General features: G+C 69.5%; 30 protein-coding genes. 15 read left to right on the top strand and 15 right to left on the bottom strand.

Annotated features, from left to right (window positions below; all coding sequences use genetic code 11):
* Window positions 1-21 precede the first annotated feature (21 nt).
* Complete coding sequence (locus KUG38_RS17120; RefSeq protein WP_216919704.1) at window positions 22-732, top strand: LuxR C-terminal-related transcriptional regulator; 711 nt, start codon at window positions 22-24, stop codon at window positions 730-732.
* Window positions 733-911: 179 nt separating this feature from the next.
* Window positions 912-1,217: a hypothetical protein gene (locus KUG38_RS05600; protein ID WP_216919703.1), complete on the top strand. Its 306-nt coding sequence runs from the start codon at window positions 912-914 to the stop codon at window positions 1,215-1,217.
* 7 nt (window positions 1,218-1,224) lie between these two features.
* On the opposite strand, the gene KUG38_RS05595 is transcribed toward KUG38_RS05600, so the two are convergent.
* Window positions 1,225-1,638, bottom strand: a complete 414-nt coding sequence (locus KUG38_RS05595) for a type II toxin-antitoxin system VapC family toxin (RefSeq protein WP_216919702.1) — start codon at window positions 1,636-1,638, stop codon at window positions 1,225-1,227.
* 10 nt (window positions 1,639-1,648) lie between these two features.
* Complete coding sequence (locus KUG38_RS05590) at window positions 1,649-2,362, bottom strand: cysteine hydrolase family protein (protein ID WP_216919701.1); 714 nt, start codon at window positions 2,360-2,362, stop codon at window positions 1,649-1,651.
* A gap of 50 nt (window positions 2,363-2,412) precedes the next feature.
* On the opposite strand from KUG38_RS05590, the gene KUG38_RS05585 reads away from it, so the two are divergent.
* The gene (locus KUG38_RS05585; protein ID WP_353617722.1) at window positions 2,413-3,765 is read left to right on the top strand and encodes a type I glutamate--ammonia ligase; all 1,353 of its coding nucleotides are present in this window, start codon (window positions 2,413-2,415) and stop codon (window positions 3,763-3,765) included.
* A 748-nt stretch (window positions 3,766-4,513) separates the two neighbouring features.
* Here the strand turns inward: KUG38_RS05585 and KUG38_RS05580 are convergent.
* The 6 genes from KUG38_RS05580 to KUG38_RS05555 form a co-directional block, all read right to left on the bottom strand.
* Entirely contained in the window at window positions 4,514-4,852 is a 339-nt protein-coding gene (locus KUG38_RS05580; protein WP_216919700.1) for a hypothetical protein, read from the bottom strand.
* Window positions 4,845-5,456, bottom strand: coding sequence for an alpha-ketoglutarate-dependent dioxygenase AlkB family protein (locus tag KUG38_RS05575; RefSeq protein WP_216919699.1), 612 nt, complete (start codon window positions 5,454-5,456; stop codon window positions 4,845-4,847). Before KUG38_RS05575 ends, KUG38_RS05580 begins: the two co-directional genes overlap by 8 nt.
* 81 nt (window positions 5,457-5,537) lie before the next feature.
* Window positions 5,538-7,001: an IMS domain-containing protein gene (locus tag KUG38_RS05570; RefSeq protein WP_216919697.1), complete on the bottom strand. Its 1,464-nt coding sequence runs from the start codon at window positions 6,999-7,001 to the stop codon at window positions 5,538-5,540.
* On the bottom strand, window positions 6,998-7,393 hold the full coding sequence (locus KUG38_RS05565; RefSeq protein WP_216919695.1) for a hypothetical protein: 396 nt from the start codon (window positions 7,391-7,393) through the stop codon (window positions 6,998-7,000). The genes KUG38_RS05570 and KUG38_RS05565 overlap by 4 nt, the downstream gene beginning before the upstream one ends.
* Entirely contained in the window at window positions 7,390-7,908 is a 519-nt protein-coding gene (locus tag KUG38_RS05560) for a hypothetical protein (protein WP_216919693.1), read from the bottom strand. The genes KUG38_RS05565 and KUG38_RS05560 overlap by 4 nt, the downstream gene beginning before the upstream one ends.
* 90 nt (window positions 7,909-7,998) lie before the next feature.
* Window positions 7,999-8,469, bottom strand: coding sequence for a hypothetical protein (locus tag KUG38_RS05555; RefSeq protein WP_286195652.1), 471 nt, complete (start codon window positions 8,467-8,469; stop codon window positions 7,999-8,001).
* Here KUG38_RS05555 and KUG38_RS05550 point away from each other — a divergent pair.
* Both KUG38_RS05550 and KUG38_RS05545 read left to right on the top strand, forming a co-directional pair.
* Window positions 8,449-9,243 (top strand): hypothetical protein, encoded by a 795-nt coding sequence (locus KUG38_RS05550; RefSeq protein WP_286195651.1) that lies wholly within the window; start codon window positions 8,449-8,451, stop codon window positions 9,241-9,243. The two genes, KUG38_RS05555 and KUG38_RS05550, sit on opposite strands and share 21 nt — an antisense overlap.
* Window positions 9,240-9,785 (top strand): hypothetical protein, encoded by a 546-nt coding sequence (locus KUG38_RS05545; protein ID WP_216919688.1) that lies wholly within the window; start codon window positions 9,240-9,242, stop codon window positions 9,783-9,785. The genes KUG38_RS05550 and KUG38_RS05545 overlap by 4 nt, the downstream gene beginning before the upstream one ends.
* Here the strand turns inward: KUG38_RS05545 and KUG38_RS05540 are convergent.
* Window positions 9,742-10,437, bottom strand: a complete 696-nt coding sequence (locus KUG38_RS05540; RefSeq protein WP_216919687.1) for a hypothetical protein — start codon at window positions 10,435-10,437, stop codon at window positions 9,742-9,744. The two genes, KUG38_RS05545 and KUG38_RS05540, sit on opposite strands and share 44 nt — an antisense overlap.
* A 658-nt stretch (window positions 10,438-11,095) precedes the next feature.
* Between KUG38_RS05540 and KUG38_RS05535 the strand changes: the two genes are divergently transcribed.
* Both KUG38_RS05535 and KUG38_RS05530 read left to right on the top strand, forming a co-directional pair.
* Window positions 11,096-12,172 carry a PDDEXK family nuclease gene (locus KUG38_RS05535; protein ID WP_216919685.1) on the top strand — a complete coding sequence of 359 codons (1,077 nt, stop codon included), beginning with the start codon at window positions 11,096-11,098 and terminating at the stop codon, window positions 12,170-12,172.
* 190 nt (window positions 12,173-12,362) lie between these two features.
* Window positions 12,363-12,755, top strand: coding sequence for a hypothetical protein (locus tag KUG38_RS05530; RefSeq protein ID WP_216919684.1), 393 nt, complete (start codon window positions 12,363-12,365; stop codon window positions 12,753-12,755).
* Here KUG38_RS05530 and KUG38_RS05525 read toward each other — a convergent pair.
* A complete protein-coding gene (locus KUG38_RS05525; protein WP_216919682.1) occupies window positions 12,707-13,531 on the bottom strand; it encodes a GGDEF domain-containing protein in 825 nt (274 codons plus the stop codon). The two genes, KUG38_RS05530 and KUG38_RS05525, sit on opposite strands and share 49 nt — an antisense overlap.
* A gap of 133 nt (window positions 13,532-13,664) precedes the next feature.
* Here KUG38_RS05525 and KUG38_RS05520 point away from each other — a divergent pair, with 133 nt between their 5' ends.
* The 3 genes from KUG38_RS05520 (at window position 13,665) to KUG38_RS05510 (ending at window position 15,534) form a co-directional block, all read left to right on the top strand.
* Window positions 13,665-14,084 carry an NUDIX hydrolase gene (locus tag KUG38_RS05520; protein WP_216919680.1) on the top strand — a complete coding sequence of 140 codons (420 nt, stop codon included), beginning with the start codon at window positions 13,665-13,667 and terminating at the stop codon, window positions 14,082-14,084.
* Window positions 14,085-14,307: 223 nt separating this feature from the next.
* Entirely contained in the window at window positions 14,308-15,330 is a 1,023-nt protein-coding gene (locus KUG38_RS05515; RefSeq protein ID WP_216919678.1) for a restriction endonuclease, read from the top strand.
* 18 nt (window positions 15,331-15,348) lie between these two features.
* Window positions 15,349-15,534: a hypothetical protein gene (locus tag KUG38_RS05510; protein ID WP_094585359.1), complete on the top strand. Its 186-nt coding sequence runs from the start codon at window positions 15,349-15,351 to the stop codon at window positions 15,532-15,534.
* Window positions 15,535-15,548: 14 nt separating this feature from the next.
* Here KUG38_RS05510 and KUG38_RS05505 read toward each other — a convergent pair whose 3' ends face one another.
* The gene (locus KUG38_RS05505) at window positions 15,549-15,974 is read right to left on the bottom strand and encodes a hypothetical protein (RefSeq protein WP_216919676.1); all 426 of its coding nucleotides are present in this window, start codon (window positions 15,972-15,974) and stop codon (window positions 15,549-15,551) included.
* 107 nt (window positions 15,975-16,081) lie between these two features.
* Here KUG38_RS05505 and KUG38_RS05500 point away from each other — a divergent pair, with 107 nt between their 5' ends.
* Window positions 16,082-16,909 (top strand): MOSC domain-containing protein, encoded by an 828-nt coding sequence (locus KUG38_RS05500; RefSeq protein WP_353617721.1) that lies wholly within the window; start codon window positions 16,082-16,084, stop codon window positions 16,907-16,909.
* 15 nt (window positions 16,910-16,924) lie between these two features.
* On the opposite strand, the gene KUG38_RS05495 is transcribed toward KUG38_RS05500, so the two are convergent.
* On the bottom strand, window positions 16,925-18,115 hold the full coding sequence (locus KUG38_RS05495) for a pyridoxal phosphate-dependent aminotransferase (RefSeq protein WP_216919672.1): 1,191 nt from the start codon (window positions 18,113-18,115) through the stop codon (window positions 16,925-16,927).
* On the bottom strand, window positions 18,112-19,188 hold the full coding sequence (locus KUG38_RS05490) for an FAD-dependent oxidoreductase (protein ID WP_216919670.1): 1,077 nt from the start codon (window positions 19,186-19,188) through the stop codon (window positions 18,112-18,114). Before KUG38_RS05490 ends, KUG38_RS05495 begins: the two co-directional genes overlap by 4 nt.
* Before the next feature lie 404 nt (window positions 19,189-19,592).
* Here KUG38_RS05490 and KUG38_RS05485 point away from each other — a divergent pair, with 404 nt between their 5' ends.
* The 4 genes from KUG38_RS05485 to KUG38_RS05470 are packed head-to-tail and all read left to right on the top strand — an operon-like array spanning window position 19,593 to window position 24,187.
* Entirely contained in the window at window positions 19,593-22,790 is a 3,198-nt protein-coding gene (locus tag KUG38_RS05485; RefSeq protein WP_216919668.1) for a bifunctional diguanylate cyclase/phosphodiesterase, read from the top strand.
* 4 nt (window positions 22,791-22,794) lie between these two features.
* Window positions 22,795-23,070, top strand: coding sequence for a molybdopterin converting factor subunit 1 (moaD, locus tag KUG38_RS05480; protein ID WP_216919666.1), 276 nt, complete (start codon window positions 22,795-22,797; stop codon window positions 23,068-23,070).
* Between the two features lie 3 nt (window positions 23,071-23,073).
* Complete coding sequence (locus KUG38_RS05475) at window positions 23,074-23,559, top strand: molybdopterin synthase catalytic subunit (protein WP_216919664.1); 486 nt, start codon at window positions 23,074-23,076, stop codon at window positions 23,557-23,559.
* A 34-nt stretch (window positions 23,560-23,593) separates the two neighbouring features.
* A complete protein-coding gene (locus KUG38_RS05470) occupies window positions 23,594-24,187 on the top strand; it encodes a pyridoxamine 5'-phosphate oxidase family protein (RefSeq protein WP_216919662.1) in 594 nt (197 codons plus the stop codon).
* 1 nt (window position 24,188) lies between these two features.
* On the opposite strand, the gene KUG38_RS05465 is transcribed toward KUG38_RS05470, so the two are convergent.
* Both KUG38_RS05465 and moaC read right to left on the bottom strand, forming a co-directional pair.
* Complete coding sequence (locus tag KUG38_RS05465; protein WP_216919660.1) at window positions 24,189-25,430, bottom strand: molybdopterin molybdotransferase MoeA; 1,242 nt, start codon at window positions 25,428-25,430, stop codon at window positions 24,189-24,191.
* Complete coding sequence (gene moaC, locus KUG38_RS05460) at window positions 25,423-25,938, bottom strand: cyclic pyranopterin monophosphate synthase MoaC (protein ID WP_216919658.1); 516 nt, start codon at window positions 25,936-25,938, stop codon at window positions 25,423-25,425. The genes KUG38_RS05465 and moaC overlap by 8 nt, the downstream gene beginning before the upstream one ends.
* Window positions 25,939-25,978: the final 40 nt, after the last annotated feature.

Below are 25,978 nucleotides of genomic sequence, written 5' to 3'. Positions count from 1 at the left end.
ACGCCGCCTGTTCCGCCAGCTGTGGACCTCACGGATCTCATCCCCGGGATCCCCGCCCTCCTGGAGGACCTGGAGAAGATCCTGGCCGGGCTCACCACGGTGGCCTGCCTGGAGCACATGAAATGGCTGGGGGCCTTCATGTGCATCACCCCGGTCCAGAAAAGCCTGGTGGGGGCCGCCACCACCGAGGAGGAAGGCTTCCGACAGGTGGAGCGCCACCGGCCGTCCCTGCTGGTGGTCAGCCAGAGGCTGCAGGAGGGGACCGGGCTGGCGCTGGTGGAGCGCACGAAGGCGCTGGACCCCGCCATCCGCACCCTGCTGGTCGCCGACGACGCCAACGAGGCCCTGGTACGGGAGGCCCTGGCCAGGGGCTGCAACGGCATCTGCTTCGAGTCGGGCCTGTTCATGCCGGCGCTGCGGGTGGTCGCCAGCGGCGGCGTGTACTACCCCGAACCGGTGGCGGCGGTGCTGCGGCAGCAGCCGCCCGCGGCTCCGATCGAACCACTGACCGAGCGCGAGCGGGTGGTGCTGAACCACCTGATGCTGGGCCTGACCGACCAGCGGATCAGCCAGGAGCTGGTGGTGAGCCCCGAGACCGTCAGGACCCATGTGAAGCACATCTTCCAGAAGCTCCAGGTCGACAACCGCACCAAGGCGGTCGTCAAGTCGATCGCCGCTGGGCTGATCAACCTGGAATCAGCGATGGAGGGTCGCACCCCGGTCACGGGCTGAGCCGAATCCCCCGTTCTGGGGATGCGGGCCGAGGGTGCTGCAGGGGAAGGTGGTCAGGTCAGGGCGTAGCCCGAGCGGCCTCCCGATGCCAAGCCGGGACGCCGGGACACAGCAAGACCCCAGCAGCCCAGCGCACCATGGCCGTCCACCTCAGCTTCGCCGCGGCCGGGCACTCCCGGGTGTCCGAGGTCATCCTGGCCGGCCGCACCGGCTACTGGCTGTGCGACCCGGACCGGGTCCTGGCCCATGGCGTGGTCAAGCTGTACGAGCGCCACCCCGAGGGTGGCGACTTCGATCTGAACGACAATGTCGTGGCCCCCTGGGTGGCCACCCTGAAGGTCACCGGCGCCGACCGGGTGCAATGGCTCGACCGGACCCGGACGATCATCACCTTCGACCCCGCCACCCTGACGACGGAGTACGTCACCAGCGTGCCCGCGTTCAACAACGCCGGCGTGTACTACGACCCGGAGCCGCTCGGCTGACCACGAATCAGCCTGCGACCTGCACGTGCTCTCCGTAGGCCACAAGGGTGCGATCGGCGCTCAGGAGCCGCAGGCCCTCCAGTTGGGCCTGCACCACCAGCAGGCGGTCGAAGGGATCGCGGTGGATCCAGGGCAGGTGCTGCACCGCCAGCGCGTGTTCGGCGCGGACGGGCAGTTCGCGGAATCCCTGCCCCAGCAGGCCCAGGCGCAGGGCGGCCGCCTCCACCTGGAAATCGGCCCGGCCCAGGGACGACTTGATCGCCACCTCCCACAGACTCACGACCCTGAACACCAGGGGCTGGGCCGGATCCGCCAGCAAGCTCGTCGTCCCGGCCGGCAGCCGACGCGGTTCGATGGCCCACCAGAGCAGCAGCTGGGTGTCGAGGAGCAGGGGCTGAGGTTGGGGTTCGCTGGGCGGCACGGCGAGCAGATCAACCGAACAGGGCGTCGATCTCGTCGGCGAAATCGGCCTTGAGATCCGCTTCCAGCACCGCGGAGCCCCCCATGAAGCCGCCCCGGCGGGGTTCGCCGCTTGCGGCTAAGTCCATGGCTGCCACGAACTCCCCACAGCTGATCTGCTCGGCGTAGCCGGCAAAGCAGTCCAGGGCGGCGTCATGGCGCTCCGGGGTCACCGCCTGGCAGGCGTCGTGGACGCACACCACCCGGTAACCGCGGTCGGCGGCGTCCTTCACCGTGTGGTCGATGCACTGGTCGGTGAGCAGGCCGATCACCACCAGGGTGCGGACGGCCAGGTTGCGCAGCAGGTAGTCGAGGACGGTGGAGCTGAAGGGCGAGGAGGAGCTCTTGGGGAGCACCAGCTCATCGGCCACCGGCGCCAGCTCGGCGATCACCTCGGTGGCGCGGCTGCCGGGCGGGAAGCCCATGCCGCAGCGCTTGTAATCGAAGCTGCGGTCGCGCCCGTCGGCGGTGAGGTTGGCGATCACGGTGTGGATCACCTCCAGCCCGCCCTGGCGGGCCGCCGCCAGCACCCGCTGGGCATTCGGCAGGGTGGTGGCGCGGAAACGGCGATCGAAGTCAGGGTCCGGGCGGGGCTGGGCGTCGCCGCAGGTGCCCTGCTGCAGGTCCACCAGCAGCAGCGCGGTGGCGCTGGGGTGGAGCCACGGCTCGGGTGAGCTCGACGGCATGCAGGCGGCGGCGATCCGTCCAATCATGGCGGCAGACGCTTGCTGGGACCGTGTCCATTCCCCCCGACACCATGGCCGCCGAGCTGGCCGCCCAGGGGATCCGCTGGGTGGCGATCACCTGGGTGAACCACGCCGGGGCGCCGCTGGTGAAGGTGGTGCCCCTGGCCGGCTTCGAGGCGGCGGTGGCGGTGGGGGTGGGCTTCTCGCCGGTGGCCGATGCCTTCGGCGCAGGCGGCGGCATCGATGCCGCCCATCGCTTGGCCCGGCCCGACGGCGACCTGCGCCTGCGGGCGGACGCCGCGGCCCTGGCGTCGCTGGAGCCGGCCAGCGGCTGGGCCTGGGCGCCGGGGGAGCGCTTCGAGCGCAGCGGCGTGCCCTACGCCGGCGACCAGCGCCACCTGTGCCGCCGCCAGATGGAGCAGCTGCGGCAGGCTGGGGTGGAGCTGCAGGCGGGGTTCGAGCTGGAGTGGCTGGTGGCCGAGCCCGCGGCCGACGGCACGCCGGCGCCGGCGATTCCCGGGGGGCCCTACGGGGCTGATCGGCTGGTGGAGGGCCTCGACTACGCCACGGCCCTGCTCGAGGCCCTGGAGGCGGCCGGCCTGCCCTGGCTGCAGTTCCACCCGGAGTACGGCGCCGGCCAGTTCGAGCTGTCGCTGGCGCCGGGCACGCCCCTGGAGGCCGCCGACCGTCTGGTGCAGGCCAAGCTGCTGATTCAGCGGGTGACGCGCCGCTTCGGCTGGCGCTGCAGCTTCAGCCCCAAACCCAGCCTGGAGCGGGTGGGCAACGGCGGCCACCTGCACCTGAGCGTCCGGCGAGACGGGATGCCGCTGCTGGAGGGCGGCACCGGCGAGGCCGGCCTCAGCGACGCGGGCGCCGCGGTGCTGGCGGCCCTGCTGGCGGAACTGCCGGCCCTGCTGGCCCTGGCCTGCCCCCTGGCGGTGTCCTACCGGCGGCTGGCCCCGGGCTCCTGGTCGGCCCCGTTCCAGGTGTGGGGCGTCGAGAACCGGGAGGCGGCCCTGCGGCTGGTGCCCGCGGCGGCCGATGGCGCCCCGGCCCACCTGGAGCTGAAGGTGGCGGACCCGGCCGCCAACCCCTACCTGCTGCTGGGGGCCGTGGCGGCCGTGGTGGCCGACGGCCTGGCGCAGCCAAGGCCCCTGCCGCCGCCGGTGGTGGGCGATCCGGCCGGCCTGCCCGCCGGCACGGCGGCGCGCCTGCCCACCTCCCTGGCGGAAGCCGCGGCCGCCTTCGCCGCCAGCGACCTGCTGCGTCAGGCGCTGGGGGAGGCGCTGCATGGCTCCCTCTGCGACAGCCAGGCGGCGGAGGTGCGGCGGGCGGCGGACTGCAGCGAGGCGGAGCTGGTGGCCGCGGCGGCGTGGTGGCCGGTGGTGGGGGGGATCGGCTGAGGGGGGTGCGCGGCCTGTAACCGGCTGCGCGCGGATCCTCCAGTTGGACAAAACGGTTGCGGCTGCAGGGGGGAGCAGCTTTGGCGGCTCCGCGCGCAGCCCCGGAATCGCCGAAAACCGCAGTGGTTGCGTGGAGCTGCGCGCTGCCTTGCAGCGCAATGGATCTCAGGGTTTTCCACAGGCTTATGGCTGCGCCCATGGGGGCCAGTATGGGGCTGCGCGCAAAGGGCCTTCGGATCGCTTGCACCGCAGGGCTCTACGGGACCGCAGTCACCACTCGTTGGTGACACCATTTGATTGGAAATCCCCTCCCCCGGCAGGCCTCCGGCTTCCGGGGGCGTTTTCCATCTCGAACTAGGGGACCCTTTTCACCGGAAATGCTTGTGCCGGCACCAAGATCGAAGATCGCCGTGGGCAAAGCTGCATGGCACCCGACCGTCCGCGAATGGACACCCTGCTGCAGGCGAAGCAGCAACGAAAGCAACAGAAGCTGATGCACATCGCCCGGGGGCACCACAGCTTCTTCTCATCGCGCCTGGATCAAGGCGGTGGAGAGCGGCCGCTGGAAGGATCAGCCGGCGATCGAGCGCGCCGTTCGCCAGCACATCGAGGCGACGATGCGCAGCATCCCGGGCCGCTGGAAGGACTTCTCCTCCAGAAGAACCCGGAGAAGGGCAACGAATTCCGCGGCACCAATAAGGTCAAGGCGTTGTTGGCCCGGCACCGGACCGGCGAGGGCGGCGGACCATCACCACAGGCAGGAAAGGGCAATCGCCTCCGGACAGGGTCCGCCGCAGAGGGCGGCCAGCCGCAGCCGGGGCCGGTACAGCATGGCGACGACCTCCGGGCGGCCATCGAATGCCGTGAGCAGGTCGTCCATCTGCAGCGTGTAGTGGCCCAGGTGGCGCAGCAGGTAGGCGGCGCGGATCAGGGGATCGGTGTAGATCTCCGGAGACACGGGCCCGTGGGTGCGGAAGTGCTCCACCAGGCGGATGTCCGCCTGCTGGACCTGCTCCAGGAAGCCGCGTTCCGTGGTGGCGGCAGGGGTGAACTGCTCCAGCACCCCAGGAATCAGCAGGTCATACATGGCCGACGGCCTCGGGTCGGATGACGCGGAAGGTGAGGTTGAGGCGCTCCTGCCGGACCCGCAGCCGCCGTGGCACCTGGTGCAGCCAGTGCCGCTGGGTGGGGGGCGCCGAGGGGTTGGTGGCCGGATCGCGGGGCCGCAGGCGGAAGCTGCGGGCGGCACCGAGGCTCAGCGAGGCGATCGGCTGGCCCGGGTCCAGCTCCGGCTCGTCGTCGGCGTGCCAGTCGAGCTTGTCGTGGCCGTTGCGGTAGCGGTTGAGCAGCAGCGAGTTGAAGCGGCAGCCGGCGACGGCCTCCCCCAGCGACCTGATCGCCAGCACCGGCGCCGACCAGGCCTCGATGGCGTTGCGCACGCCGCTGTAGGTGTAGTGGCAGCTCGGATCCCCCATCCAGCAAGTGAGACGGGGAATCGAGTGACGCCGGCCGAACAGGGTGATCTGCTCCTGCTTCCTGGGCACGGAATCCCGCAGAGCAGCCAGGTGCCGGTCGGCCCCGGGCAGCCAGCCGGGGCCGTGACGCAGCTCCAGGCCCCGGGCGCGCAGCTCGCGCAGCCCGCCCTCAAGGGGCGGCGGCTCGCTGGCAAGGAGGTCGAGCTGGTGGCTCATCGGCAACGCTGGAACACAACCCGAAGCATCGTCTCCACGGCCGCGGACTGGGAGAAAGCTGGTGCGAACGACGGGAAGGACTCAGAGCTGGCGGGCATCCAGGATCTGCCAACGGCCGTCCTGCCAGCCGAAGGTGTACAGGTACTGGTTGTTGGAGCTGGTGGAGCGGCTGCCCTTCGGCCCCTGCAGGGTCGACTGCTCGTCGATGGTCACGGTGATCGACGGCGGCGGGGCGCCGAGATTCAACGCCGTGATCCCGGAGATGCGGTTGCGCTGGTAGCTGTACTGGCTGCTGTTGGCCCGCAGCCAGTCGATCGAGCCATTGGGCTTGGTGATGTCGTACCGGAGCGGCCCCTCCCCCACCAGCCCCTCCATCGCATCGACGTCGTAGGGCGGGGCGAACACCCGGCCCTTGCTGGCCAGCCAGCGCTCGATGAGGCCGATGGCCTCGGCCTGCTCGAGGGGGCGTGCGGCCGCTGCGGCAGCGGGAGGCGAAGGCTGCGGGGCGGCCTGCGGGGAGGTGGCGATGAAGTCGCTCCGGATCCAGCCCTCCGCGCGACCGTTGGGGAAGCGGACGAAACTCCAGACCTGGCCGTCGTTCCCGGTGGCGGTGCCGGTGATGGTCACCTGGTCGCCGACGAGGCCGTAGCCGAGGGAGGCCCCCGAGGCACCGGGCTGCTGGCGCAGATTGATGCGGGCCGCCGGATCCCGGGCCGTCAGCCAGCCGAGCGTTTCACCCTGGGTGGGCGGCGGTACCTGCGGCTGGAACTCCCGCTGGATGGGTGGCTGGAACGGGGCCGGCGGCTCCGGCTGGGCGATGGGACCGTCGCGCTGCACGAGCCAGCGGTGCAGGCCGAGCACGGTGGGGGTGGGGTTGCGGCGGTAACTGGCACAGGAAACGCTCTGCGGCTCCCGGCACTGAAGGGCGCCGTAACCGGCGGCCACCAGCTCGTTGGTGGGCAGGGCACCGGCAGCGAAGGCGGCGGGCAGGATCGCCCAGCGCCAGCGGTGGCGTTCGGCGACCGGCTCCACCCAGCGGCGGTTGGTGAACTTCGCCAGCCAGACACCGGCCAGGATCGGCAGCCCGATGAAGATGAACAGCAACACCAGGACCAGGACGACCAGGGCCCCGAGCAGGAAGGCGATCCCGCTGAAGGCATCGTCGGATGAGGAGCTCGACGGCGCGGAGCGTGGGAGCGAAAAGCGCGCCGGCCGGGCGGGCCGTTCCGGAAGGATCGGCGTGTCGCTGTCGGTGACCACCTGCCGTTCCCCGAAGGCTCCGGTGACATGCCGGGTCCGCTTGCCCTCCCCGTCCACGAACGTGGATCCCCCTGGGCCTGCGGCCTCCTGGCTGCGGCCGCCCTCCCCGTCCTCGGCATAGCGGCCGCCGAAGGGGCCGGTGCGCTCCTCCACCTTGCGGCCCTCGTCGTCCTCGGTGTACTGGCCGCCGAAGGGGCCTTCCCGTTCGTGGATCTTTTTGCCCTCCTCGTCTTCCCAGTAGCGGCCGCCGAAGGGGCCCTCGCGTTCGCGAAACCGACGGGTCATGGCTGGCGCTCCCAGGCCTTGAGCTTGGCGGCGTTCTCCGCCTCCGCCTTCGCGGCGATGGTGGCCATCAGACGCCTGGCCTGGTTCACCTGCATGATCCGCAGCTCCTCCGGTTTCTCGATGTAGATGGCGTCGCCGAAGCCAAACAGCCAGCGGCGGAAATCGACGTCCTCCCTCAGGGTCCAGGGCGGCAGCCGGATCTCGACGGGGTAGGGGTGATCGGGGTCGCTGAGGTCCAGAGCGATCTGGTGCAGGGCCTCCGCCTCCTGGCGGTGGCGCCAGGGGTCGTTCAGGTGACGCTTCGACAGGCGCATCTGGCTGGGGAACCGCGCCGAACCGGCCATGAAGAAGGGAAACATCTGCTCGTTGCAGCGAAAGCACAGGACGGTCATGGCGTCGCGGGCACGCTTGGCGTTGGCCCCACCGATGAGGCGCTGCAGCTCGGTATCGCTGCCGAAGTGGATGCCGCCGGTGAGGGATCGTGCTGGCGAGTGGTGGCCTCGAGCACGATGTTGTGCATCTCGATCAGCTCCGGGCCACTGAGCAGGGCCGTGCCGATCGTGAAGCCCTTGCGGGCATGGCCGGTGGAGAGTCCGTAGGGATGGATCACATCGGTCACATCGTTGTGGAGGGAGTGATGCCATCCCCCCCAGGGAAAGATCTCCGGGTAGAGAGCGGTGAGCTGCCTGCCCAGATGGTGATACAGAACCTTATCGGGCCTGGACTGTCCTTGGGCGGCAGGTTTCGGTTCGTCCTCCTCCTTCAGCGGGCGCTCGAACGGATGCTGCAGAAGATGACGCACAAAGGTGATCAACTGCAGGAACTTGTCCCTGTCGCCATTGGCACACCAACCGCCCAGATGCTGATCAGCCGCGCCACAGGGCGGCAGGCTGATCGGCGTGGTCACCGGGGCGGCCGAGGCGAACCCCTGGGCCTCCAGCCAGGCCGGATCGGCCGCGATGGCCGGCCCATCGGCGTAGCAGCGGCCATGACGCTGCTACAGGAGCGCCGTCGCCTCCGCCGCCGCGGGAGCCTGCCCCTCGCTCAGCAGCTGCAGCAGGTGCGTCAGCCGCTCGAAATCAAGCAGACGGGAGAAGCCGTGGAGGTTTTGCCGCTTCGGTGAACGCCAGCGGCCCTGGGAGATGGAGGTGGCCAGGCCTGCCAGGCCGGCCCGCAACGGCTGGCCGATCCCCTGCGGGCCATGGCGGGAGGGATCGGTCGACACCACGGCCGCGAATCCCTCCTGGCGAGCGGGCTGGCACACCTTGCTGGCATGGAGATGCCGGTGGCCGCTGGCGACCTCCTCCGCGGCCGCCGCCTGCCGGCTGCGGGCCTGATGCCACTCCTGGCAGAGCTGGAGCGGCGTGGTGAGCCAACAGCCGATCCATTCCACCGGCTGGGGCCAGCGTGTCGCCTGGATCAGCTCCAGCCGCGCGGCCCGGGTGACGTGGGAGCCATCGACGACCACGCTGCGGCCGCCGGCGAAAGCCTGCTGAAGAGGCTGTATCAACGGCCCATCGGCCATGAGCAGAACCGGCTCAGATTGCCCCGGCTGTGTGAGCAGACCGGCGAGCTCGGCCGCCACGGTGCTCTTGCCGCTGCCGGGTGGGCCGATCATCAGGTGGCCGCGAATTATGGCGGAATCGGATCGCATTGGCCAGGCATACAGATAGCGCGAATCGGCCGGGATCGGCGGGTTGCGTCGTGCGTACAACCGAAATCAGCCCAACCGATTCCCCGTGGCCTGGGTAAGGTTGGCCTGCTGGTTTCCATGGTGTCGATGGCAGGGTCTCTCTCGTTACTTCCCGGAGAAGAAATCAATCTCGAAAGTGCCAAGGTGTCCTTGCAGCTCACCAATTACCGGGTGCGGCATCGCTTCTTTGTCTTCTCCGACCCCCAGCTCGACAGCATCACCCTCGATGCCGTGGCGTCCACGGGCCTGCGGGTGATTTCGAAGCCTGGTCTTCTGGTGATCGCCGGGATTCTGCTGCTGGTCGCCCTGATGTCTGGGGGCACCCTGGGGACAGGCAATGGGCTGACGGGCTTCCTGCTGTTCCTTGCGGTCTGCTTTGTGGCCGCCTACTTCCTCGGCAGGCGCAAGTCGATCGCGATCGAATCCAAGGGGGGCCACTGCATGCTGGTCCCGGCCCTGAGCCTGACGTTGGACGAGTGCTATTTCCTGATCAACGCCATTGATCGCGCCAAGCTCGAGTTTCTCAAAGGGGAGCTTGCCCAGCCATGACGCCGCGCCAGGGGAACTCGGCGGGAGACCATTTCCGCGGCCGCTATGCGGAGCAGCCCGACCGGGAGGAGGCGCCGGCGAGGTCGGCCCCACCCTCGCCAAAGCCATCACAGCAGCCATCGCCGCCATCGGCACCCCGGGAGCTAAAGGCCAAGCAGCCACCGGATCGAGCAGGCCGGATCCTCCTCACCATTGTTCTCGCGCTGGCGGTGTGCGGTGTGGCCGTGGAGGTGGTGCGCCGGAACCCGCGCCTGGCCGAGCAGGCACCTGCCGGCGCGGGGGCCGGCGCCGAGGCGCTGGAGACGTGGCAAGCCAGCTGCGGGTCGCCGCCCGTGGCCGGTCTGAGCTGGTGGCCGGTGCTGGGGCCGCCGGAAACGCTGAGCCTGGTGCGGAACCGCTTCTGCGGCGATGCCTTCATCACCGCGGAGGGCGCCGTGCAGGTGGCCAGCTTCTCCAGCGTGGAGGAGGCCACCAACTTTGCCCAGGAGCTTTCCGCCATCAGCGGCTATGCCTTTCGGGTCGGGCAGTCGCGGACTCCATGACCGGGCCCTCGCCATGGCTGGCCACGGTCCATCCCAGCAGGGCCCCGGCAGTGAGGCCCAGGCCGAGGGCCCAGGCCAGGGCGAACCGGGTGCGGCGCCGCTGCAGCTGCAGGGCCCGCAAGCCATGGGCCACCTGAAGGGCCAGACAAAACCTCTGGCGATCGGCGGCGGTGAGGCTGGCGTCCCGCTCCCGGAGCTGACGGCGGAGCTCCAGCGCCGGATCGAGCGAACGGGTGGCCCGGCGCGTCACCACCACGTTGCGGACCTGGCCGGCGAAACCGATCAGCTGCTCACGCACCCGGCCACCACCGCCGGAGGCGCCTTGCCCGTCCTGCCAGCCCTTGGTGACGCGATGCACCTTGGCGGTGAACTGCACCGCATCCCCGGGCTGCAGCCCCAGATCGCTCCACTCCTGGCTGAGGCGGAACCAGGCGTGCTCCGGGTCCACCACCCGGCCGCTGGCGGTGTGGCGCAACGAGCGGATGCAGAGGGTCGGAACGATGGTCCCCAGCTTGACCTTGCCACCGAAGCGATCCACCACCCCGCTGAAGCGAGCCACCTGGCCATGGATGCTGCGCAGCGCCAGACGCCCCCGGTCCCGCAGGACGGGGTGGGTGCGGCGGGGCTGGCTGGTGCGGGTGGCGTCCGTCATGGTCACTCCTGCGGCGATGACCGACCAGCTTCCCGGACCCGCGAGGAATCCTGCAGGGCGTTCCTGCGAAGATCCGGTCGGTCGAACACGCGGGCTCTGGGGCAAGCTGCGCGCCTATCGGGCAACCGGACAGAAGCCTGGCCCTGAGGGGCGGAAGCCGCCTGTCTTCCGTGGAGCTGCGCGTTGCCTTGCGGTGCAAGGGGTTTCAGCATTTTCCACAGGCTTGCGCCTGCGCCCAACGGCGGCCATGACGGGCCTGGGCGCGAACGGCCCTCAAGCCCGCTGTGCCGCAGGCCATTTCAAGGCCGCGGTTCAGGGTGACTCGTTCATCCTGGGGCAGTCACAGCTCATCCGAATCCGCCTGGGCGAGCTGTTGTGCTTTGGCAAGCATGATCTTCACAGAAAGAGTTACACCCATCAGATTGATCATTCCCCCAGACGCTTCACCTCAGCATGGAGATCCCATTCTCTGTGCCTGCCTACCAGACATGCCCTAAAATCGTTCGCATGTCTTATCGGCGTGTAACGGGCAGACTCAGGCCCTGAAGCTCCCGATTAGCCTGATGAGATCGTACGAACCACTCTGAACTGAGTGGTCATTGCTCACGCCCGGCCTATCGGAACGCATTGGCCCCGTCCTGAACAAATCTTTCGCCGGATGAACTCGCTGCAAACGGGAGACCAGATCAAGGGAGCCGTACTGGTGGCCCTTTCATCGGTCGCCCTTGGTGCGGCTACGTCCGCCCTGGCACCCAATCCGGCGGCGGTCGGACTGGTCGGTGGCGGGGTTGGGGCCGGTACCTGCTCCGCACTGCTGTTCCGACGCCAACGGAGCCATGCAGCCACTGCTGTGGACGTCTCAGCGGAAACCGGGTCAGCAGGCACCGTTGCGCCGCCAAGGCCCAGGATGCCAGCGGTCGAACCTGCGCCGGGCGCTTCGGCCTGTCTTCCTTCCACTTCCGTGCCCCCATCGAAGTCTTCTGGCGAGGCACGGGAGTCCGCCGTTGCTTCCTGGCTGACGGCCCGGGGCATCACAGTCGTGAGCCATACAACGCCTGATCCCGCCAGGGATCCGATCTTCGATCGACAGGCCCTAGTCCTAGGCAAGGCAGTGCGGGATAAGCAAGGCCAGCCCCTGCTGCTGCCCCTGCTGAAGCGTCTGAACTGGGCGGTCTCCAATGGCAGGGGTTTGAGCTTTGATCTGCGGAGCGCCAGCCAGGACCAGATCAGCGGCATGACACGCGTCTGCAGCGGTCTGCTCAAGGATTCCTTGCTGGCCGAATACCGCTATCGCAAGGGGAGCAAGCTGCTGCAGGTGACCGTTCAGGATCGGGCCGACATCCGTTCCTTCTTCAGCGGCGGCTGGTTCGAGCGTTTCGTGTGCATCAGCCTGCAAAAGGCCCTGCTGCCTCAACGAAAGGATCTGGCCTGGCTGATAAATCCAAGGATCATCTTTCCCAACGGCAATAAGTATGAGTTTGATCTGCTCTTTCTCATCAATTGCGATCCCTTGCTGGTGGAGTGCAAATCAGGGGGAGATTACAATGCCCATCTTCGGAAGTTCTCTGATCACATCAAGCGCCTCTCGATCCAGCCACATCAGGGTTTGCTCGTCATTCTCGATCTTCCCGCCGAGGAAGGCAGCAAGCTGAGTGCCTTCTGGGGCTTTCCGGTGATCAACGAACGGCAGCTGGCCGAAGCCATGCGCACACGGCGGCGCCTCCCTCATCCCTGATGCCCGAGCTCATGCCCTTCCATGCCTGCATTTTGATAAGCAGGAACAGGCCGCTGCCGACACAGACCTGCAGAAGGGATTCGCTGGTCAGAGCCTTCGCCCATCTCAACTCCATGCAGGCAGTCCGTTCCTGCAGGCGAACTGGATTGAGGGAATCTGAACCACAACGTCGAACACCATTCGGCAACCAATGCCCCGCACCCTCCTGCTGACCACCAGCACCTCGATCGCCAACGGCACGGCGGCCATGGCTTCCTACCAGCGGCGGGGCACCAGCTGGGAGGAGGAGGCCGTCGACCTGCGGGAGGAGATCCGCGAACGTCTCAAGGGTTTTGACCTCGGATCAGAAGCCGGCCGGGTGCGCGCCAGTGCCGAGCTGAACATCGTGCACCGGCTGCCGGTGCAGCGCGATGACGACGTGGTGCTGTTCTCCACCGACACGGCCGACGTTGCCCCATTCAGGGAGGTGGGCTCCGGGAATCAGAAGCCATTCATGCGAACGAGCAGGAGTTCAGGGGCTGATCCTGGCGCCCCTCAGCCCGCCACCATCACCCGGTTCCGCCCAGCGGCCTTGGCGGCGTAGAGGGCGCCGTCGGCGCTGCGCAGGCCGCTCTCCAGCGCGGCCAGGCCCGTGCCCTCCACCACGGCCAGGCCGGCCGAGAGGGTGACGCGCTGCCCCGGCGCCCCAGGGTGCGGCACCGTCGCCGCCGCCGCCCGCAGCCGCTCCAGCAGGGGCTCCGCCCCCTTCACGTCCACACCCGGCAACACCAGCGCGAATTCCTCACCGCCGACGCGGGCCAGCACATCGCCCGGGCGCAGCATGGCCCGCATGGCGGCGGCCACGTCGCGGAGCACCACATCGCCGGCCCCATGGCCCCAGCCATCGTTGATGGCCTTGAAGAAGTCGATGTCGAGCATGGCCCCCACCACCGGCCGGCCGTCGCGGGCGGCGGCGGCCAGGGCCACCGTGGCCTCCTCGGCGAAGCCGGTCCGGTTGGGCAGAAGGGTCAGCGGATCGCGCCGCACCGCGGCGGCCAGCTCGGCCTCCAGCCGGTCGCGCTGGCGCAGGGTGGCCATCACCGCCAGCACCTGGGCGGGGATGGAGAGATCAAGGATCACCCACACCCAGCTGCGCCAGCGCAGCAGCTCGCCCGGCCGGCCCAGGGCCTCACCCACCCCGTCCTCGAGGGCGAACACCCCGAGGGCCAGCAGCACGGCCGCGCCGAACCGGGACCGCCAGCGCCGCTGCCGCGGCTGACCCGGCAGGCGGGAGCGCGACCAGGCCTCCCGCGCCGCCAACCCGCACAGCACCGCCGTGGCGGCCCGCAGCAGGAGGAAAGTGAGATCGGGGGCGTTCACGGGCTGGGCAATCCCGAGGAAAGCTAGGGAGACAAGGGCGGCGGCCGCTGTCTGCCACGCCACCGGGCGCCGGCCGGAATCCCACTCCAGAATCCCCCCACAGGCCGCACCGCCCCATGGACCGCCCCCACCCATGACCTTCGCGGTGGCGCTGGCGATGCTGGAGCGGGAGGGCCGCTGGCTGCTGCAGCTCCGGGACGACATCGAGGGGATCGTCCATCCGGGCTGCTGGGGGCTGTTCGGCGGCCACCTCGATCCGGGCGAGCGGCCGGAGCAGGCGATCCTGCGGGAGCTGGGCGAGGAGATCGGCTGGGGGGCGCCGGCCCTGCCGCTCTGGTTCGAGCACCACGACGACCAGCTCAGTGCCTTCTACTTCCGCGGCCCCCTCACCGTGCCCCTCTGCGAGCTGCAGCTGAATGAGGGACAGGACATGGTGCTGGCCGGCCTGGAAGAGCTGCGCAGCGGCCGGATCTGGAGCCCCAGGCTGCAGCAGCGGCGCGGCCTGGCCCCGTCCCTGGAGCGGGCGGTGCGCCGCCTCAACCCAGAGAACTGAAGAAAAGGTGAGCGATGCCTTAAGATCCGAGGTATCAGACCATTCTCCTGTGTCTCAGGGTTGATGAGGATGCGCTTCCCGGCAAGATTCGCGACAATCTCAGGGAGTTTCTGTCCAGAAGCTGTAGGCGCTGTCACTCCCGCCATGGCGTCCGCAGGCCTCCCCTCCCGACCCGCTTTCCTCCGATGAGCCGAGAACTGGCGGGTCCCCCCGGGGCGCAGCGATGACCAACGTCTGGTGCGTTCGGGCAGGCGGCGGCATCTATGCGGACAACTTCCTCAGCGGCGGCTTCGTCGGCATCGGCTGGCGGGAGATCACCGAGGACCTCGGCCCGCTCCGGAGCCGGGAGCAGCTGTTTTCGGTGGTGCGGCGCTACTTCCCGGACATCCAGAGCGCGATCCTGCTCTCCAACTACGTCAACGAGATCCACCGCTTCCTGTTCGAGATCCGCCCCGGCGACCACGTGATCATCCCGGCGGCGGAAGCCGACCTGCTGCGCTTCGGCGTCGTTGATGAGGGCCGCGCTTACTACGACCCCACCGGCGACGACGGCTGTCCCCTGCGCCACCGGCGTCCTGTCACCTGGTCACCCGAGCCGCTCCGGCTCGACCACTTCTCGGCGCCGTTCCGCAATTCCATCCGCACCCTGCTCACCGTTCCGGCCCACACCCGGATGCGTTCCCTGCTGACGGTGTTCCTGGTGGAGCACCAGGCCGAATTCATCCGCGCCATCGGCCGCCAGGAGACAACGGCCCCGGCCCGGGCGACCACCCGGAAGGAGGAGGCCCACCGCAGCGTGCTCGAACAGCTCCTGCAGTTGAATGCCGCCGAATTCGAGCGCCTGGTGGTCCACCTGCTCGATGCCCTCGGCTTCCAGGACTGGGAGCGGACCGAGCACCACGGGGTGCTGCGCGATGTGTTCGATGCCTGCGGCGACATCAGCCTGTCCCTGCCGGCCCGCATCCGCATCCATGCCCGCTTTCACCGCGGCAACCTCGGCGCCCGGATCGGCGCCGACGCGGTGCGGGAGCTGCGCCAGTTCATTCCCTTCGGCGGCCACGGGGTCTTCATCACCACCGCCGATTTCCAGCCGGCGGCAACCACCGCAGCCGGCGAGGAGGGCTTCGCCAGGATCAGCCTCGTCAACGGCCACCAGCTGGCCGAGCTGATCGCCCGCCACTGGACCCACCTCCCCGGTGACATCCGTGATCGTCTTTCGCTCGAGCAGGTACTGGTGAAGAATTAGGGCCCACCACCCGAGTCCATGGCATCGCGATCGCGCCGACGCACGCCCACCCATGGCAAGGGCACGCCCCCCCGGCAGAACGTCGCCGGTGCCGCACCGGAAGCCACCGGCCTGCGGCCGCGGCTGCAGATCCTGGCGGGGTTCCTGCTGCCGCTGCTGGTGCTGGGGCTGTGGCTCAACTCGCGCGGCTTCTGGAGCCCCTGACAGGGCGCGCCAGCTCAGGGGGCCCGCAAGGGAAACGTGGGACCACTGCCGAGCAGCTCCACCTGGGGATCATCGCGGAAGATCGCCAGCAGTTCCCCGTGCAGGGCCTCGGCCCAGGGGGCCGTGTCGATGAAGTGGAAGCGGCGCCACTGCCAGATCCGCTCGGCGACGGCCCCGTCGGTGCAGCAGAACTCCATGGCCTCCCCCTCGGCCGGCTGGCTGTAGATGCAGACGCCGAAACGGAAGGGGGCGTCGGCCAGCTCCACCCACCAGCCCCAGTCCTCGCAGCAGACGAAAGGAACCTGGCGGCCGTTCGCCTGCAGCCGCTCCTGCAGATGCAGCGCCAGGGCCTTGCCCACCGTGCCCGGATTCACCATCTCCTCGGCCTCGCCGGGCAGCTCCGGGAACCGGGCGGATCTCAGATGGATGAAGTCCTTCATGGCCCAGGAGAGCGGATCCCGGCGTGCGCCCTGCGGACGGTAGGAGCTGCTACCGGTGTTGTCGCGCCTCCGCCCCCAGAGTGCGCCCGCAGCGACAGGCGACGGGCGTGCAGGATCTGGTGGGAACGGTGCAGGCGCTCTGGCGGTACCCGGTGAAGTCGATGCTCGGGGACTCCCCCAGCCAGCTCGACGTCGACCCCCGAGGCATCCGGGGGGACCGGGCTTACGCCCTCTGGGACCACGCCAGCGGCCGGGTGGCCAGCGCCAAGAACCCGCGGCTCTGGCAGGGCCTGCTGGGCTACCGGGCCCGCTTCCGGGAGGAACCGACGCCGGCGGCGCCCCTGCCGCCGGTGCTGATCGGCCCCCGCGAGGACGACGGCAGCGCGAAGCTCTGCAGCGCCGAGGACGATGTGGATGCCTTCTTCAGCAAGCTGTTCGGCCGCCGGGTGAGCCTGCTGGACACCCCGCCGCAGGGCGCCAGCCTCGACCAGTACTGGCCGCCGGTGGAGGAGCGCGCCTTCCAGGACGTGACCAACGCCCTGGAGCTGCCCGAAGGCACCTTCTTCGATGCCTGCCCCATCCACGCCATCACCACCGCCACCCTGGAGCGACTGCGCCAGCTCGAACCCCAGCTGGATTTCGCCGTCGAGCGCTTCCGCCCCAACCTCCTGATCAGCACGCCGCCGGAGTCCACCGGCTTCGTGGAGGAGGGCTGGAGCGGCGCCTGCCTGCAGATCGGCGAGCAGCTGGTGCTGCGGGTCGACGGCGGCTGCCCCCGCTGCGTCGTCACCACCCTGGCCCAGGGCGCCCTGGAGGAGAACCTGGAGATCCTGCGGGCCACCGCCCGTCACAACGGCGTGGTGGCCGGCATCCGTCTGAGTGTGGTCACTCCTGGACCGGTGGCGGTGGGGGATCCTGTGCGGCTGTTGCCCTGAGCGGCCCGCCGCTGGCTAGGGCGCCGGGGCCAGTCCGGCCGCCAGGCGCTCGAGGGCCTCGCCCAGCAGGGCCTCGGAGGTGGCGAAACTCAGCCGCAGATGGCCCGCCGCCCCGGGGCCGAACCAGCGGGGGCTCCCCGGCACCACCGCCACTCCGTGCTCCCGCCGCAGCCGCTCCACCAAGGCCTCGACGCTCTCCTGCTGCGGCGGCAGGCCAACGAACAGCACGAAGGTGGCCGCGGGGGGCTGCACCCGCAGGCCGGGGATCGCCGCCAGCCGGGTGACGGCCTGGTCGCGGCGGGCCTGGAGGTGGCGCAGGAAGGCCTCCAGCCAGGCCAGGCCGTCGGGGCTGTAGGCCGCCGTGGCGGCCACCTGGCTGAGGGTGGCCACGCCATCGACGGTGGAGGGCAGCTCGCTGTCGGCCAGCAGCCGGGCCGCCGCCTCCGGATCCGCCATCGCCACGTAACCCACCCGCAGACCCGCCAGGCCGAAGGACTTGGAGAAGCCATGCACCACCGCCCCGAGGCCGGCCAGCTCCGGCTCCAGGGCCAGCCAACTGGTGAAGGTGGCCGGCGGGTAGATCACATCGCTCCACACCTCATCGCTCAGCACCCGCAACCCCCGCTCCAGGCAGAAGCGGCCCAGGGCCTCGAGTTCGTCGCGGCGAAAGCAGCGGCCCAGGGGGTTGTGGGGGTTGCACAGGCACAGCACCCGGGTGCGGCTGGTGACCAGGGCCTCCAGCGCCGCCAGATCCAGGGGGGCCTCGGGTTCGATCCGCCACAGCACCGGCACCCCGCCGGCACTGCGGACGGTGTGGGCGAAGAGGAAGTCGACCGGGTCCCAGACGATCGCCTCGTCACCGGGCGACAGCCAGTGGCGGGTCACCAGGGCCAGACCGGCGGCCGCACTGTTCACCGCCACTACCGCCTCGGGCGGAACGGGCGCCCCCCGCTGCCGCAGGTAGCCGGCCACGGCCTGGCGGAAGGAGGGCAGCCCGCCGGCGGGGCCGTAGCTGAACACCCCGGAGCTGGCGTAGTCGGCGATGGCCTCGCGGATGACCGGCGCCGCCGGGAAATCGGGATCGGCGGCGGTGAGCGGAATCACGCCGGGGGCTTGCTCGGCCCAGCGCAGGTTGTGGGCCCGCTGGCGCAGCAGCTCCATCGGCACCGCGCCGTCGCGGAAGCTGTCGGTGAAGCGATCGCTCATGCCATCAGCGGCAGCTGCAGCCGGGTGGCCGACGGCTGGACGAAAGACCTCGCCATCTGGCGACCGGCCTCCACGCAGCCCAGCAGCGCCGGCCGCCGCTGGCGTTCGTAGGCGCTGAACAGGTCGGGCACATCGACGGGATCGCGACAGCCAAGCAGCAGGTCGCTGAGGACCACCGCATCCTCCAGGGCCGTGTTGACCCCCTGGCTGGTGAACGGCAGCAGCGGGTGGGCCGCATCCCCCGCCAGGGCCACGTTGCCCTTGCTCCAGCGGGTGGCCGGATCCTCATCCACCGTGTGCCACACATGGGCGCGGGTCGGGTCGGTGGCAGCCAGCACGTGGCGCACCACGGCGGGGAACCCCACGAAATGCGCCTCGAGGAAGGCCCCCACCTCGGAGGGCTGGGGGACAGTGAAGCGCTGGCTGTCGAACTGCACGAACCAGACCAGCCGGTCATCCCCCAGGGGCACCAGCCCGACCGCCAGCCCCCCGGAGGGATCGAGCACCTTGAGGAAGCGGTGGCCCAGCTCGGCGGCCACCAGGGGCTGGCGCACGTGGGCCACGATCTCCTTGACCCGGCCCGGGTTGGTCATCGCCCCGCATCCCAGGGACAGCCGGCAGCTGGAGCGCACCCCGTCGGCAGCGACGAAGGCATCGGCGGGGTGGGAGCGACCGTTCTGGAAACACACCGCCCGGGCCCGCTCCCGGTCCCAGTCGAAGCGCTCGAACGGGTGGTTGTAGTGGACCAGATCGTCGGGGGCGCCGCGCAGCAGCACATTGAGCAGTTGGTGGCGCAACATCGCCACCGCCCCCTCGAGCGGGTGCTCCACCAGCACCTGCCCCGAACAACAAAGGATCTTCACCGACGTGATCGGATGGCCGAGGGCGCCGTCCGGATCGCAGCCGAGCCGACGCAGGGCGGCACGACCATTCGCCAGGAGCAGAAAGCCATGGCCATGGAGATGGGAGGCCAGGGCCCGTTCGTAGACACGCACAGGGCGGCCCTGCTGCCAGAGCCCCCTCGCCACGGCCAGCCCGCAGGCGCCGCCTCCCACCACAGCTGTATGGATCACGGCTGAAGATCCATCGGCAAGATGGAAACATGGCCGGGGATCAAGCCGGTGTGCGATGACACACACGACCACCCAACTGGCGACCCGACCGCTGAATTCGTGATCCGTACGGCGCCCACGGCCAGAAAGGATGCATGCCCGCGAATGTTAGGGGGGTGGGGAAACCTATGAACGTCGCCGTAGTCACCTTCGAGCGCTCAGCGAGCAAGCCTGAATATTCCCTGAGCAATGGTGAGGAAACCCAGGGGAAAGAACGGCCGAGAAGAAGATCGAAGGACCCCGCCGATGGCGGCACGGAGGGCAACCAGTTTCACGACCGTACCGTTCGGCCGGGCAGGGAACCTGCGATGGCTGGAGGCTCACCACGCCTTCGGTGGCTAAGGTGAGGCTGGTGAGGAAGGAACATGCGCCGACGCACCACATTGATGATCATCAGTGGCGCGCTTCTTTCGGGCACCTCGCTTCTGATCTTCACGCATCTGCTGGATCAGCGCAGTTCCAACGACTTACGCCGCCAGGATGATCGGATCGCCGGGCGGCTGTGCACCGCCCTGCAGGTCGTCGAGCGCAGCTTCAGCACCCCGGGGCCGCCCCTGGCCTCCCTGGGGCTGAAGTCCGTCGCCGCGGTGGAACTGGCGAACTCCCCCGTTCCCGCGGTGATCGCCACAGGATCGGCGGCCCTGAAGGGCAGGCCCCTGGTCTGTGCCCGACGGTTCCCACGGCTGGCGCTGGTGGTGGCGGACGAGCCGGGCCAGGCGAATGCCCTGCTCTTCACCACGGGCCCCGCTCGCCGCCAGGCCCCTGAATGGATCCGGCTCTCCGGCACCAGCCTGGTCGACCCGGAACAGGATGGCGACCGGCAGATCCGGCTGGCCCCATGGACCGCGATGGAGGCGAAGGGGATGGCGAAGGGGGCGCCGGCCGGTTCGCTGGTCCGGGTGGACTTCGGTGATCTGGTGGTGGGGCTGACCCTGGCACCCGCCCTGCCGACAAGGGCCGATCGCGTCCGCAACCTCGCCCTGACGCTTGGGCTGCTGGGGGTCGGACTGAGCGTGGCGATCGCCTGGCGTTCCGGCCAGAGCCGGAGGAAGGAGCAGCCGGTGACCGGAAGCTTCCGCAAGCACGGCCAGACCTCCTTCCTGACCCACTACGCCCTGGTGAAGGATCTCGAGGCTTCGGCGCTCAGGAAGCACGCGGAACGCGGCGAAGACGGCTTCCTGGTGACCATCGACTTCCGCTATCTCGAACGGCAACGCGGCTATCTCAGTGAGGTGGAGATCAACGACATCCTCACAAAGGCCTGTCGGGCGATTGACAAGGGATGGGCTGTGCATCCCGGCTTCAACTTCTACCACATTTCGAAAAACAAGATCGCCCTGATCGTGCGGGCCTCCGGCAGCATTCCCATCGATGACGACGCTGCCTGTGAGGCGCTCCTGGCCCGTCTGCTCGGCATTGTGTCCGGATCGATCCAGATCTCCAGCGATACCGTGCTCGCCTGGGACGATGTGAGCATCACCGGCCAGCGATTTCAGCTGGGTGCCTCAGCCGAAACCCTGCTGACGATGCAGGCCTTCGGGGAGATGCTGGCGGCCGAAGACAGACATTCCTACCGCCTCGTGAAGAGCGGTGATGACCTGCTCGTCAAGGATAAGGGCGAGATCAGAAGTCAACTCACATCCCTGAAGGCCAGTGACCTTGAACTGCGCTTCCAGCCGATTCTTCAACTGAGCAATCCAGGCCATTTCGGGCTTGAACTGCTGATCCGATTCCTGCCGCCGGCCCTGAGCAAGCTCGGCACGGGGCACGTGATTCAGCTGGCCCATGACATCGGCATCGCCCACAAGATCGATGCCCTCGTTGTGAGCAGGCTCAACGACGTGCAACAGCAGATCAATGCCTCGGAGGTTCTGCGTCATCGCATCGAGTATGTCTCCGTCAACATCAGCTCTGATTCCGTCTCCACCGATCAGCGCCTCAACCAGCTGATCGGCCTGGTCAAGCACCATGGCATCGACAGCTCGATTTTCTGCATTGAGATCACGGAGATGGCGGCCACGGACATCCTGGCGGGATCGGAAGGGGTGACAACGGCTTCGGAGCGGCTGATGCGGGAGCTGAACTTCAGAATATTCATCGACGACTTCGGCTCCGGGCTTTCCAACTATCGACGCATCAGCGAAGCCTGGTACGACGCCATCAAGCTCGACATTGATCTGATCAAGGGGGTCGATCGTTCCTTCCGGCTGCAGCGCTATGTCGGCTCCTTCATCGACACCGTCCATGCCCTCGGCAAGACCGTGGTCTGTGAGGGCGTCGAAACCCACAACGAACTCGCCGCCGTGATCCGACTGGGTGCCGATGCCCTGCAGGGGTTCCTCGTCTCGCCACCCCTCCCCATGGAGGAGGTGGAGTCGTTCATCCGATCTTCCGAATGGGCGGACCGCGATTCCCTGCAGCAGAGGCTGGAGCAGATCCGTGCCACATCAAGACTGCGCGATTCCGGGCATGGCGACGAATTCAACACCTCCGACAGGAAGATCCCGCTGGAGCGTTATATCATTGACAACTGGTCGAGGCTGCGCAGCTTCGAGGAGTTTGTGCTCCTGTTCGTCAATGAACTGAAATCCTGGGGCCTGGAGATCCACCGTTTCTCCCTGGCCTTCCTGCCCGACCAGGATGATATCGACTGCAGCCAGTATGTCTGGGTGAGCTCCAGGCCGGGCCTCGTCAGCACCCTGCGCATGGAGCGGGACTTCCTGGAGCAGGATGAGCACCTGCGCAGCCCCCTGCATTTCATCGCCACCAGGAGCAAGGTGTTTCGGCAGCGGCTGGTCGCCACGAAGGACAACGGCTTCCCTTTTCTGGACTCCCTCAAGGAGGTGGGCTGCAGCGATTACCTCGGCATCCGACTGGACTCACGCGGGGTTTCCATCCCGGTGCTCACGATCGCCCTGCATGAAGGCAGCGTCTTCAGCGACCAGGAGGTGCAACGCATCGAAGCGATGAGCAGCCTGCTGAGCCTGCTGTTCTATGCCTTTGAGAGCGAGCGCTCGAAGCGACTGGCGATGCTGGATCCCCTCACCCAGCTCGCCAATCGCCGCAGCTTCGATTCCTTCCTGAAGGGGAATGTCTCCGCCTCCAGAGCCGCCCAGGTCAACCTGTCCCTGGCGCTGATCGACATCGATCAGTTCAAGGTGGTGAATGATGTTCTGGGCCATGCCTACGGCGACCGATGCCTCAAGGAGATCGCCGATGCCCTGCGGACGTCCCTGCGGCGAAAAAGCGACTTCGTGGCCCGGCTGGGGGGCGAGGAATTCGCCATCATCCTGCCCAAGACCGATGCCGATGCCTCCCTGCTCCTGTGCGAGAAGCTGCGCGAGTCGATCCAGGACAAGGGCATCTACCACCCGGGCGTCGCCACCGGCAACGTCCTCACCGTCAGCATCGGCATCGCCGCCTGGGATCCGAACTCGATGGCCGAGTGCGACGCCGACCGGCTGCTGCAGCTGGCCGACGACTGTCTCTACGAAGCCAAACGCCACGGCCGCAACCGGGTGGTCTGCCGGTCCCTGCACAGCCAGGTCGGCCTCTCCGCCTGACCCCATGACCCACCCGAGCGTCCTCCCCGTGCGCGTCCGCCTGTTCGCCGGCCTGCGCGAACAGGCGGGCTGGGGCGAACGGCTCATCCAGCTCGACGCCCAGCGCACCACCGCCGCGGATCTCTGGCGGCAACTGGCCCTGGACGGCGGCCCCGGCGAGGAGGGCGCCGAGCTGCCGGCCATGGTCCGGGTGGCCATCAACCAGGCCTTCGCCGCCCCCGACAGCCCCCTGTCCCCCGGCGACGAGGTGGCCTTCCTGCCGCCGATCACCGGAGGCTGACCGATGTCCACCACCAGCCCCGTCCGCCCGGCCCCCCCGATCGTGGTGCAGCTCCTGGAGGCCCCCTTCCAGCCGCTGGAACGGCTGGCGGCCTGGCAGCGGAGCCTGGCTGCCGAGGGGCCCGACGCCACGGGCTCAGCCGCCGAAAGCCACTTCATCGGCCGCGTCCGCCCCACCACCGCCGCCGGCGAGCCCCTCGAGGCCCTGGAACTGGAGCACTACCCCGGCATGACCGAGGCCCAGCTGCGGGCCCTCGCCGGGGCCTGCGCGGCGCGACACGGCGCCGGCGCGGTGCTGGTGGCGCACCGGGTGGGGCGGGTGCGGCCGGGGGAGGCCATCGTGCTGGTGGCCGTCCAGGCCGACCGCCGCGGTCCCGCCCTGCGCTGCGTCCAGGAGCTGCTGGAGGATCTCAAGCACCACGCCCCCTTCTGGAAACGGGAGTGGAGCGGCGGCAGCGGCACCTGGGTGACCGGCAACACCCCGCTGTGAACCCCTCCACTCCCCTCCCTTCGCACCCCGTTCCATGGGCCAGTCCAGCGACGCCCTCACGGCCGACCAGATCACCTTCATCGCCGCCCAGAAGCTGTTCTTCGTCGGCACCGCCACCGCGGACAGCACGGTGAACGTGTCCCCCAAGGGGCGGGATGCCCTGCGGGTGCTCGACGAGCGCCGGGTGATCTGGCTCAACCTCACCGGCAGTGGCAATGAGACCGCCGCCCACGTGCAGGCGTGCCCGCGCATGACGCTGATGTTCTGTGCCTTCGAGGGCCCGCCCCAGATCCTGCGGCTCTATGGCACCGCCCGCACCATCCAGTACGGCGAAGAGTGCGGTGAGGCCGGCTGGGAGGCCCTGTTCAGCCACTTCGAGCCCCTGGCCGGCGCCCGCCAGATCTTCGACCTGGCCATCGAACGGGTCCAGACCTCCTGTGGCATGGCGGTGCCCCGCTACAGCTACGGCGGCGACCGCACCGAGCTCGACAGCTGGGCGCGTCGCAAGGGCAACGACGGCCTGCAGCGCTACTGGAAGCGCAAGAACCGCCGCAGCATCGACGGCCTCCCCGCCCCGATCCCGGCGCCGATCCCCACCCCAGGAACGGCGGACGCCAGCAGCGACTGACTCAGAGCAGCGGCAGCCGCAGCAGCTGGGCCCACAGCTCCGTGCCGGCCTCCAGGGCACCCACCTCGGCGGGGATCTCCAGCAGCAGGTCGGCCCCCTGCAGCGAGCCGATGCGGGAGGAGGCCTGGCTGCCCTCCACCAGCGCCAGCAGGGCGCCGTCGCCAGCCACCGCCAACCGGGCCCGGGCCAGTTCGGGCCGGCCGGCGCCCCGTTTCAGGGCCGAGGCCAGGCGCACCTTCAGCCGCGGCAGCAGCACCACCTCGCCCCCCTCCAGCTGCTGCAGGGCCGGCCACAGCAGCTGCAGGGCCGTGATCGCCGCGGCCACCGGGTTGCCGGGCAGGCCGAAGAAGGGGCGCGTCCCCAGCTGGCCGAAGGCAAAGGGCCGGCCGGGCTTGAGGAACAGCTTCCAGAAGCCCACCTCCCCCAGCTCACTCAGCAGGGGCCGGATCCAGTCGCTGTCGCCCGCCGACACGCCGCCGGTGCTGACCACCACGTCGCAGCCGGCGGCCAGCTCCAGCAGCGCCTGGCGCAGGGCGGCCGGGTCGTCGGCCACCACCCGCTGCTCGCAGACGGGGTAACCCAGCCGCTCCAGCAGGGCCCGCAGCAGGGTGCCGTTGCTCTCCCAGATCTGCCCCGGCCCCCGGGCCGCGCCGGCCGCCACCAGCTCATCGCCGCTGATCAGCAGCCCCACCCGCGGCTGGAGGCTCACCTCAAGGGCCGCCACACCGCAGCTGGCCAGCCGCCCCAGGGCGGCGGCCCCCAGCCGCACCCCGGCCGGCAGCAGTACGTCGCCGGCGGCCGCCTCCTCCTCGGGAGCGCGGATCCAGGGGTTGGGACCCGCCTCTCCGGTGAGCAGCAGGCTCTCGGCAGCTGGATCGGGCGTCACCAGCTCCTGGGGCAGCACCCGCTGCGCCCCCTCCGGCAGGGGCGCGCCGGTGAGGATCCGGATCGCCTCCCCCGCCGCCAGCACCGCGTCGTAGGGCGCGCCGGGGGCGGAACGTCCCACCAGGCGCCAGCGGCGGCCAGGGCTGGGGGCCTCGGCTTCGGCGATGGCGTAGCCATCCATGATCGAGGCCCGGAACCCCGGCACGGCCTCGGCGGCCCGCACCGGCTCGGCGTTCACCCGGCCCAGGCAGCGCGCCAGCGGCAGCCGCTCACGGTCCGTCAGCGGGGTGATCGCCGCCAGCACCCGGCGCCGTGCCTCCTCCAGGGGGAGGCCTTCGCGGGGGAACGGCTCAGCCATCGCTCTCCCCGGCCAGGCCTTGCACGTCGGGGTGCTGCCAGGGGCCGTGGCGCCCCCCTTCCTTGCGCAGCAGCCGCACCGGGCCGATGGTCATGGCCGGATCGGCCGACTTGACCATGTCGTAGAGGGTGAGCAGGCCCACCTGCACCGCCGTCAGGGCCTCCATCTCCACACCGGTGGCGCCGTTGGTGCGGGCGCTGGCCTCCAGCCGCAGCCCACTGCCGTCAGCGGTCGGCTCGATCAACACCTCCAGGCCGGTGAGGGCGATCGGATGGCACAGGGGAATCAGCTCCCAGGTGCGCTTGGCGCCCTGGATCGCCGCCACCCGGGCCACCGCCAGCACGTCCCCCTTGGCCGCCCGGCCCTCCAGCACCAGGGCCAGCACCTCGGGGGCCATGGTGATGTGGCCCTCGGCCACGGCCCGGCGGTCGCTGGCGGGCCGGTCGCCCACCTCCACCATGTGCACCTGGCCGGCGGCGTTGAGGTGGGAGAGGCCGGGCTGGCTCATGCCGGAACTGACGGGATCGGGCTGGGGCCCAGCATGGCGC

The organism is Synechococcus sp. CCAP 1479/9 (assembly GCF_019038535.1).
Taxonomy (GTDB): Bacteria; Cyanobacteriota; Cyanobacteriia; order PCC-6307; family Cyanobiaceae; genus Cyanobium.
The sequence above is the reverse complement of the archived record's forward strand: the minus strand, read 5'-3'. Positions and strand labels throughout refer to the sequence as shown.

Coding starts and splice junctions, on each gene's coding strand:
- KUG38_RS05590 (WP_216919701.1), bottom strand. CDS start 2,362: ATGCCGTCGAGCTCACCCGAGCCGTGGCTCCACCCCAGCGCCACCGCG.
- KUG38_RS05580 (WP_216919700.1), bottom strand. CDS start 4,852: ATGTATGACCTGCTGATTCCTGGGGTGCTGGAGCAGTTCACCCCTGCC.
- KUG38_RS05575 (WP_216919699.1), bottom strand. CDS start 5,456: ATGAGCCACCAGCTCGACCTCCTTGCCAGCGAGCCGCCGCCCCTTGAG.
- KUG38_RS05570 (WP_216919697.1), bottom strand. CDS start 7,001: ATGACCCGTCGGTTTCGCGAACGCGAGGGCCCCTTCGGCGGCCGCTAC.
- KUG38_RS05565 (WP_216919695.1), bottom strand. CDS start 7,393: ATGACCGTCCTGTGCTTTCGCTGCAACGAGCAGATGTTTCCCTTCTTC.
- KUG38_RS05545 (WP_216919688.1), top strand. CDS start 9,240: ATGACGCCGCGCCAGGGGAACTCGGCGGGAGACCATTTCCGCGGCCGC.
- KUG38_RS05540 (WP_216919687.1), bottom strand. CDS start 10,437: ATGACGGACGCCACCCGCACCAGCCAGCCCCGCCGCACCCACCCCGTC.
- KUG38_RS05535 (WP_216919685.1), top strand. CDS start 11,096: ATGAACTCGCTGCAAACGGGAGACCAGATCAAGGGAGCCGTACTGGTG.
- KUG38_RS05530 (WP_216919684.1), top strand. CDS start 12,363: ATGCCCCGCACCCTCCTGCTGACCACCAGCACCTCGATCGCCAACGGC.
- KUG38_RS05520 (WP_216919680.1), top strand. CDS start 13,665: ATGACCTTCGCGGTGGCGCTGGCGATGCTGGAGCGGGAGGGCCGCTGG.
- KUG38_RS05515 (WP_216919678.1), top strand. CDS start 14,308: ATGACCAACGTCTGGTGCGTTCGGGCAGGCGGCGGCATCTATGCGGAC.
- KUG38_RS05510 (WP_094585359.1), top strand. CDS start 15,349: ATGGCATCGCGATCGCGCCGACGCACGCCCACCCATGGCAAGGGCACG.
- KUG38_RS05505 (WP_216919676.1), bottom strand. CDS start 15,974: ATGAAGGACTTCATCCATCTGAGATCCGCCCGGTTCCCGGAGCTGCCC.
- KUG38_RS05495 (WP_216919672.1), bottom strand. CDS start 18,115: ATGAGCGATCGCTTCACCGACAGCTTCCGCGACGGCGCGGTGCCGATG.
- KUG38_RS05485 (WP_216919668.1), top strand. CDS start 19,593: ATGCGCCGACGCACCACATTGATGATCATCAGTGGCGCGCTTCTTTCG.
- moaD (WP_216919666.1), top strand. CDS start 22,795: ATGACCCACCCGAGCGTCCTCCCCGTGCGCGTCCGCCTGTTCGCCGGC.
- KUG38_RS05475 (WP_216919664.1), top strand. CDS start 23,074: ATGTCCACCACCAGCCCCGTCCGCCCGGCCCCCCCGATCGTGGTGCAG.
- KUG38_RS05470 (WP_216919662.1), top strand. CDS start 23,594: ATGGGCCAGTCCAGCGACGCCCTCACGGCCGACCAGATCACCTTCATC.
- KUG38_RS05465 (WP_216919660.1), bottom strand. CDS start 25,430: ATGGCTGAGCCGTTCCCCCGCGAAGGCCTCCCCCTGGAGGAGGCACGG.
- moaC (WP_216919658.1), bottom strand. CDS start 25,938: ATGAGCCAGCCCGGCCTCTCCCACCTCAACGCCGCCGGCCAGGTGCAC.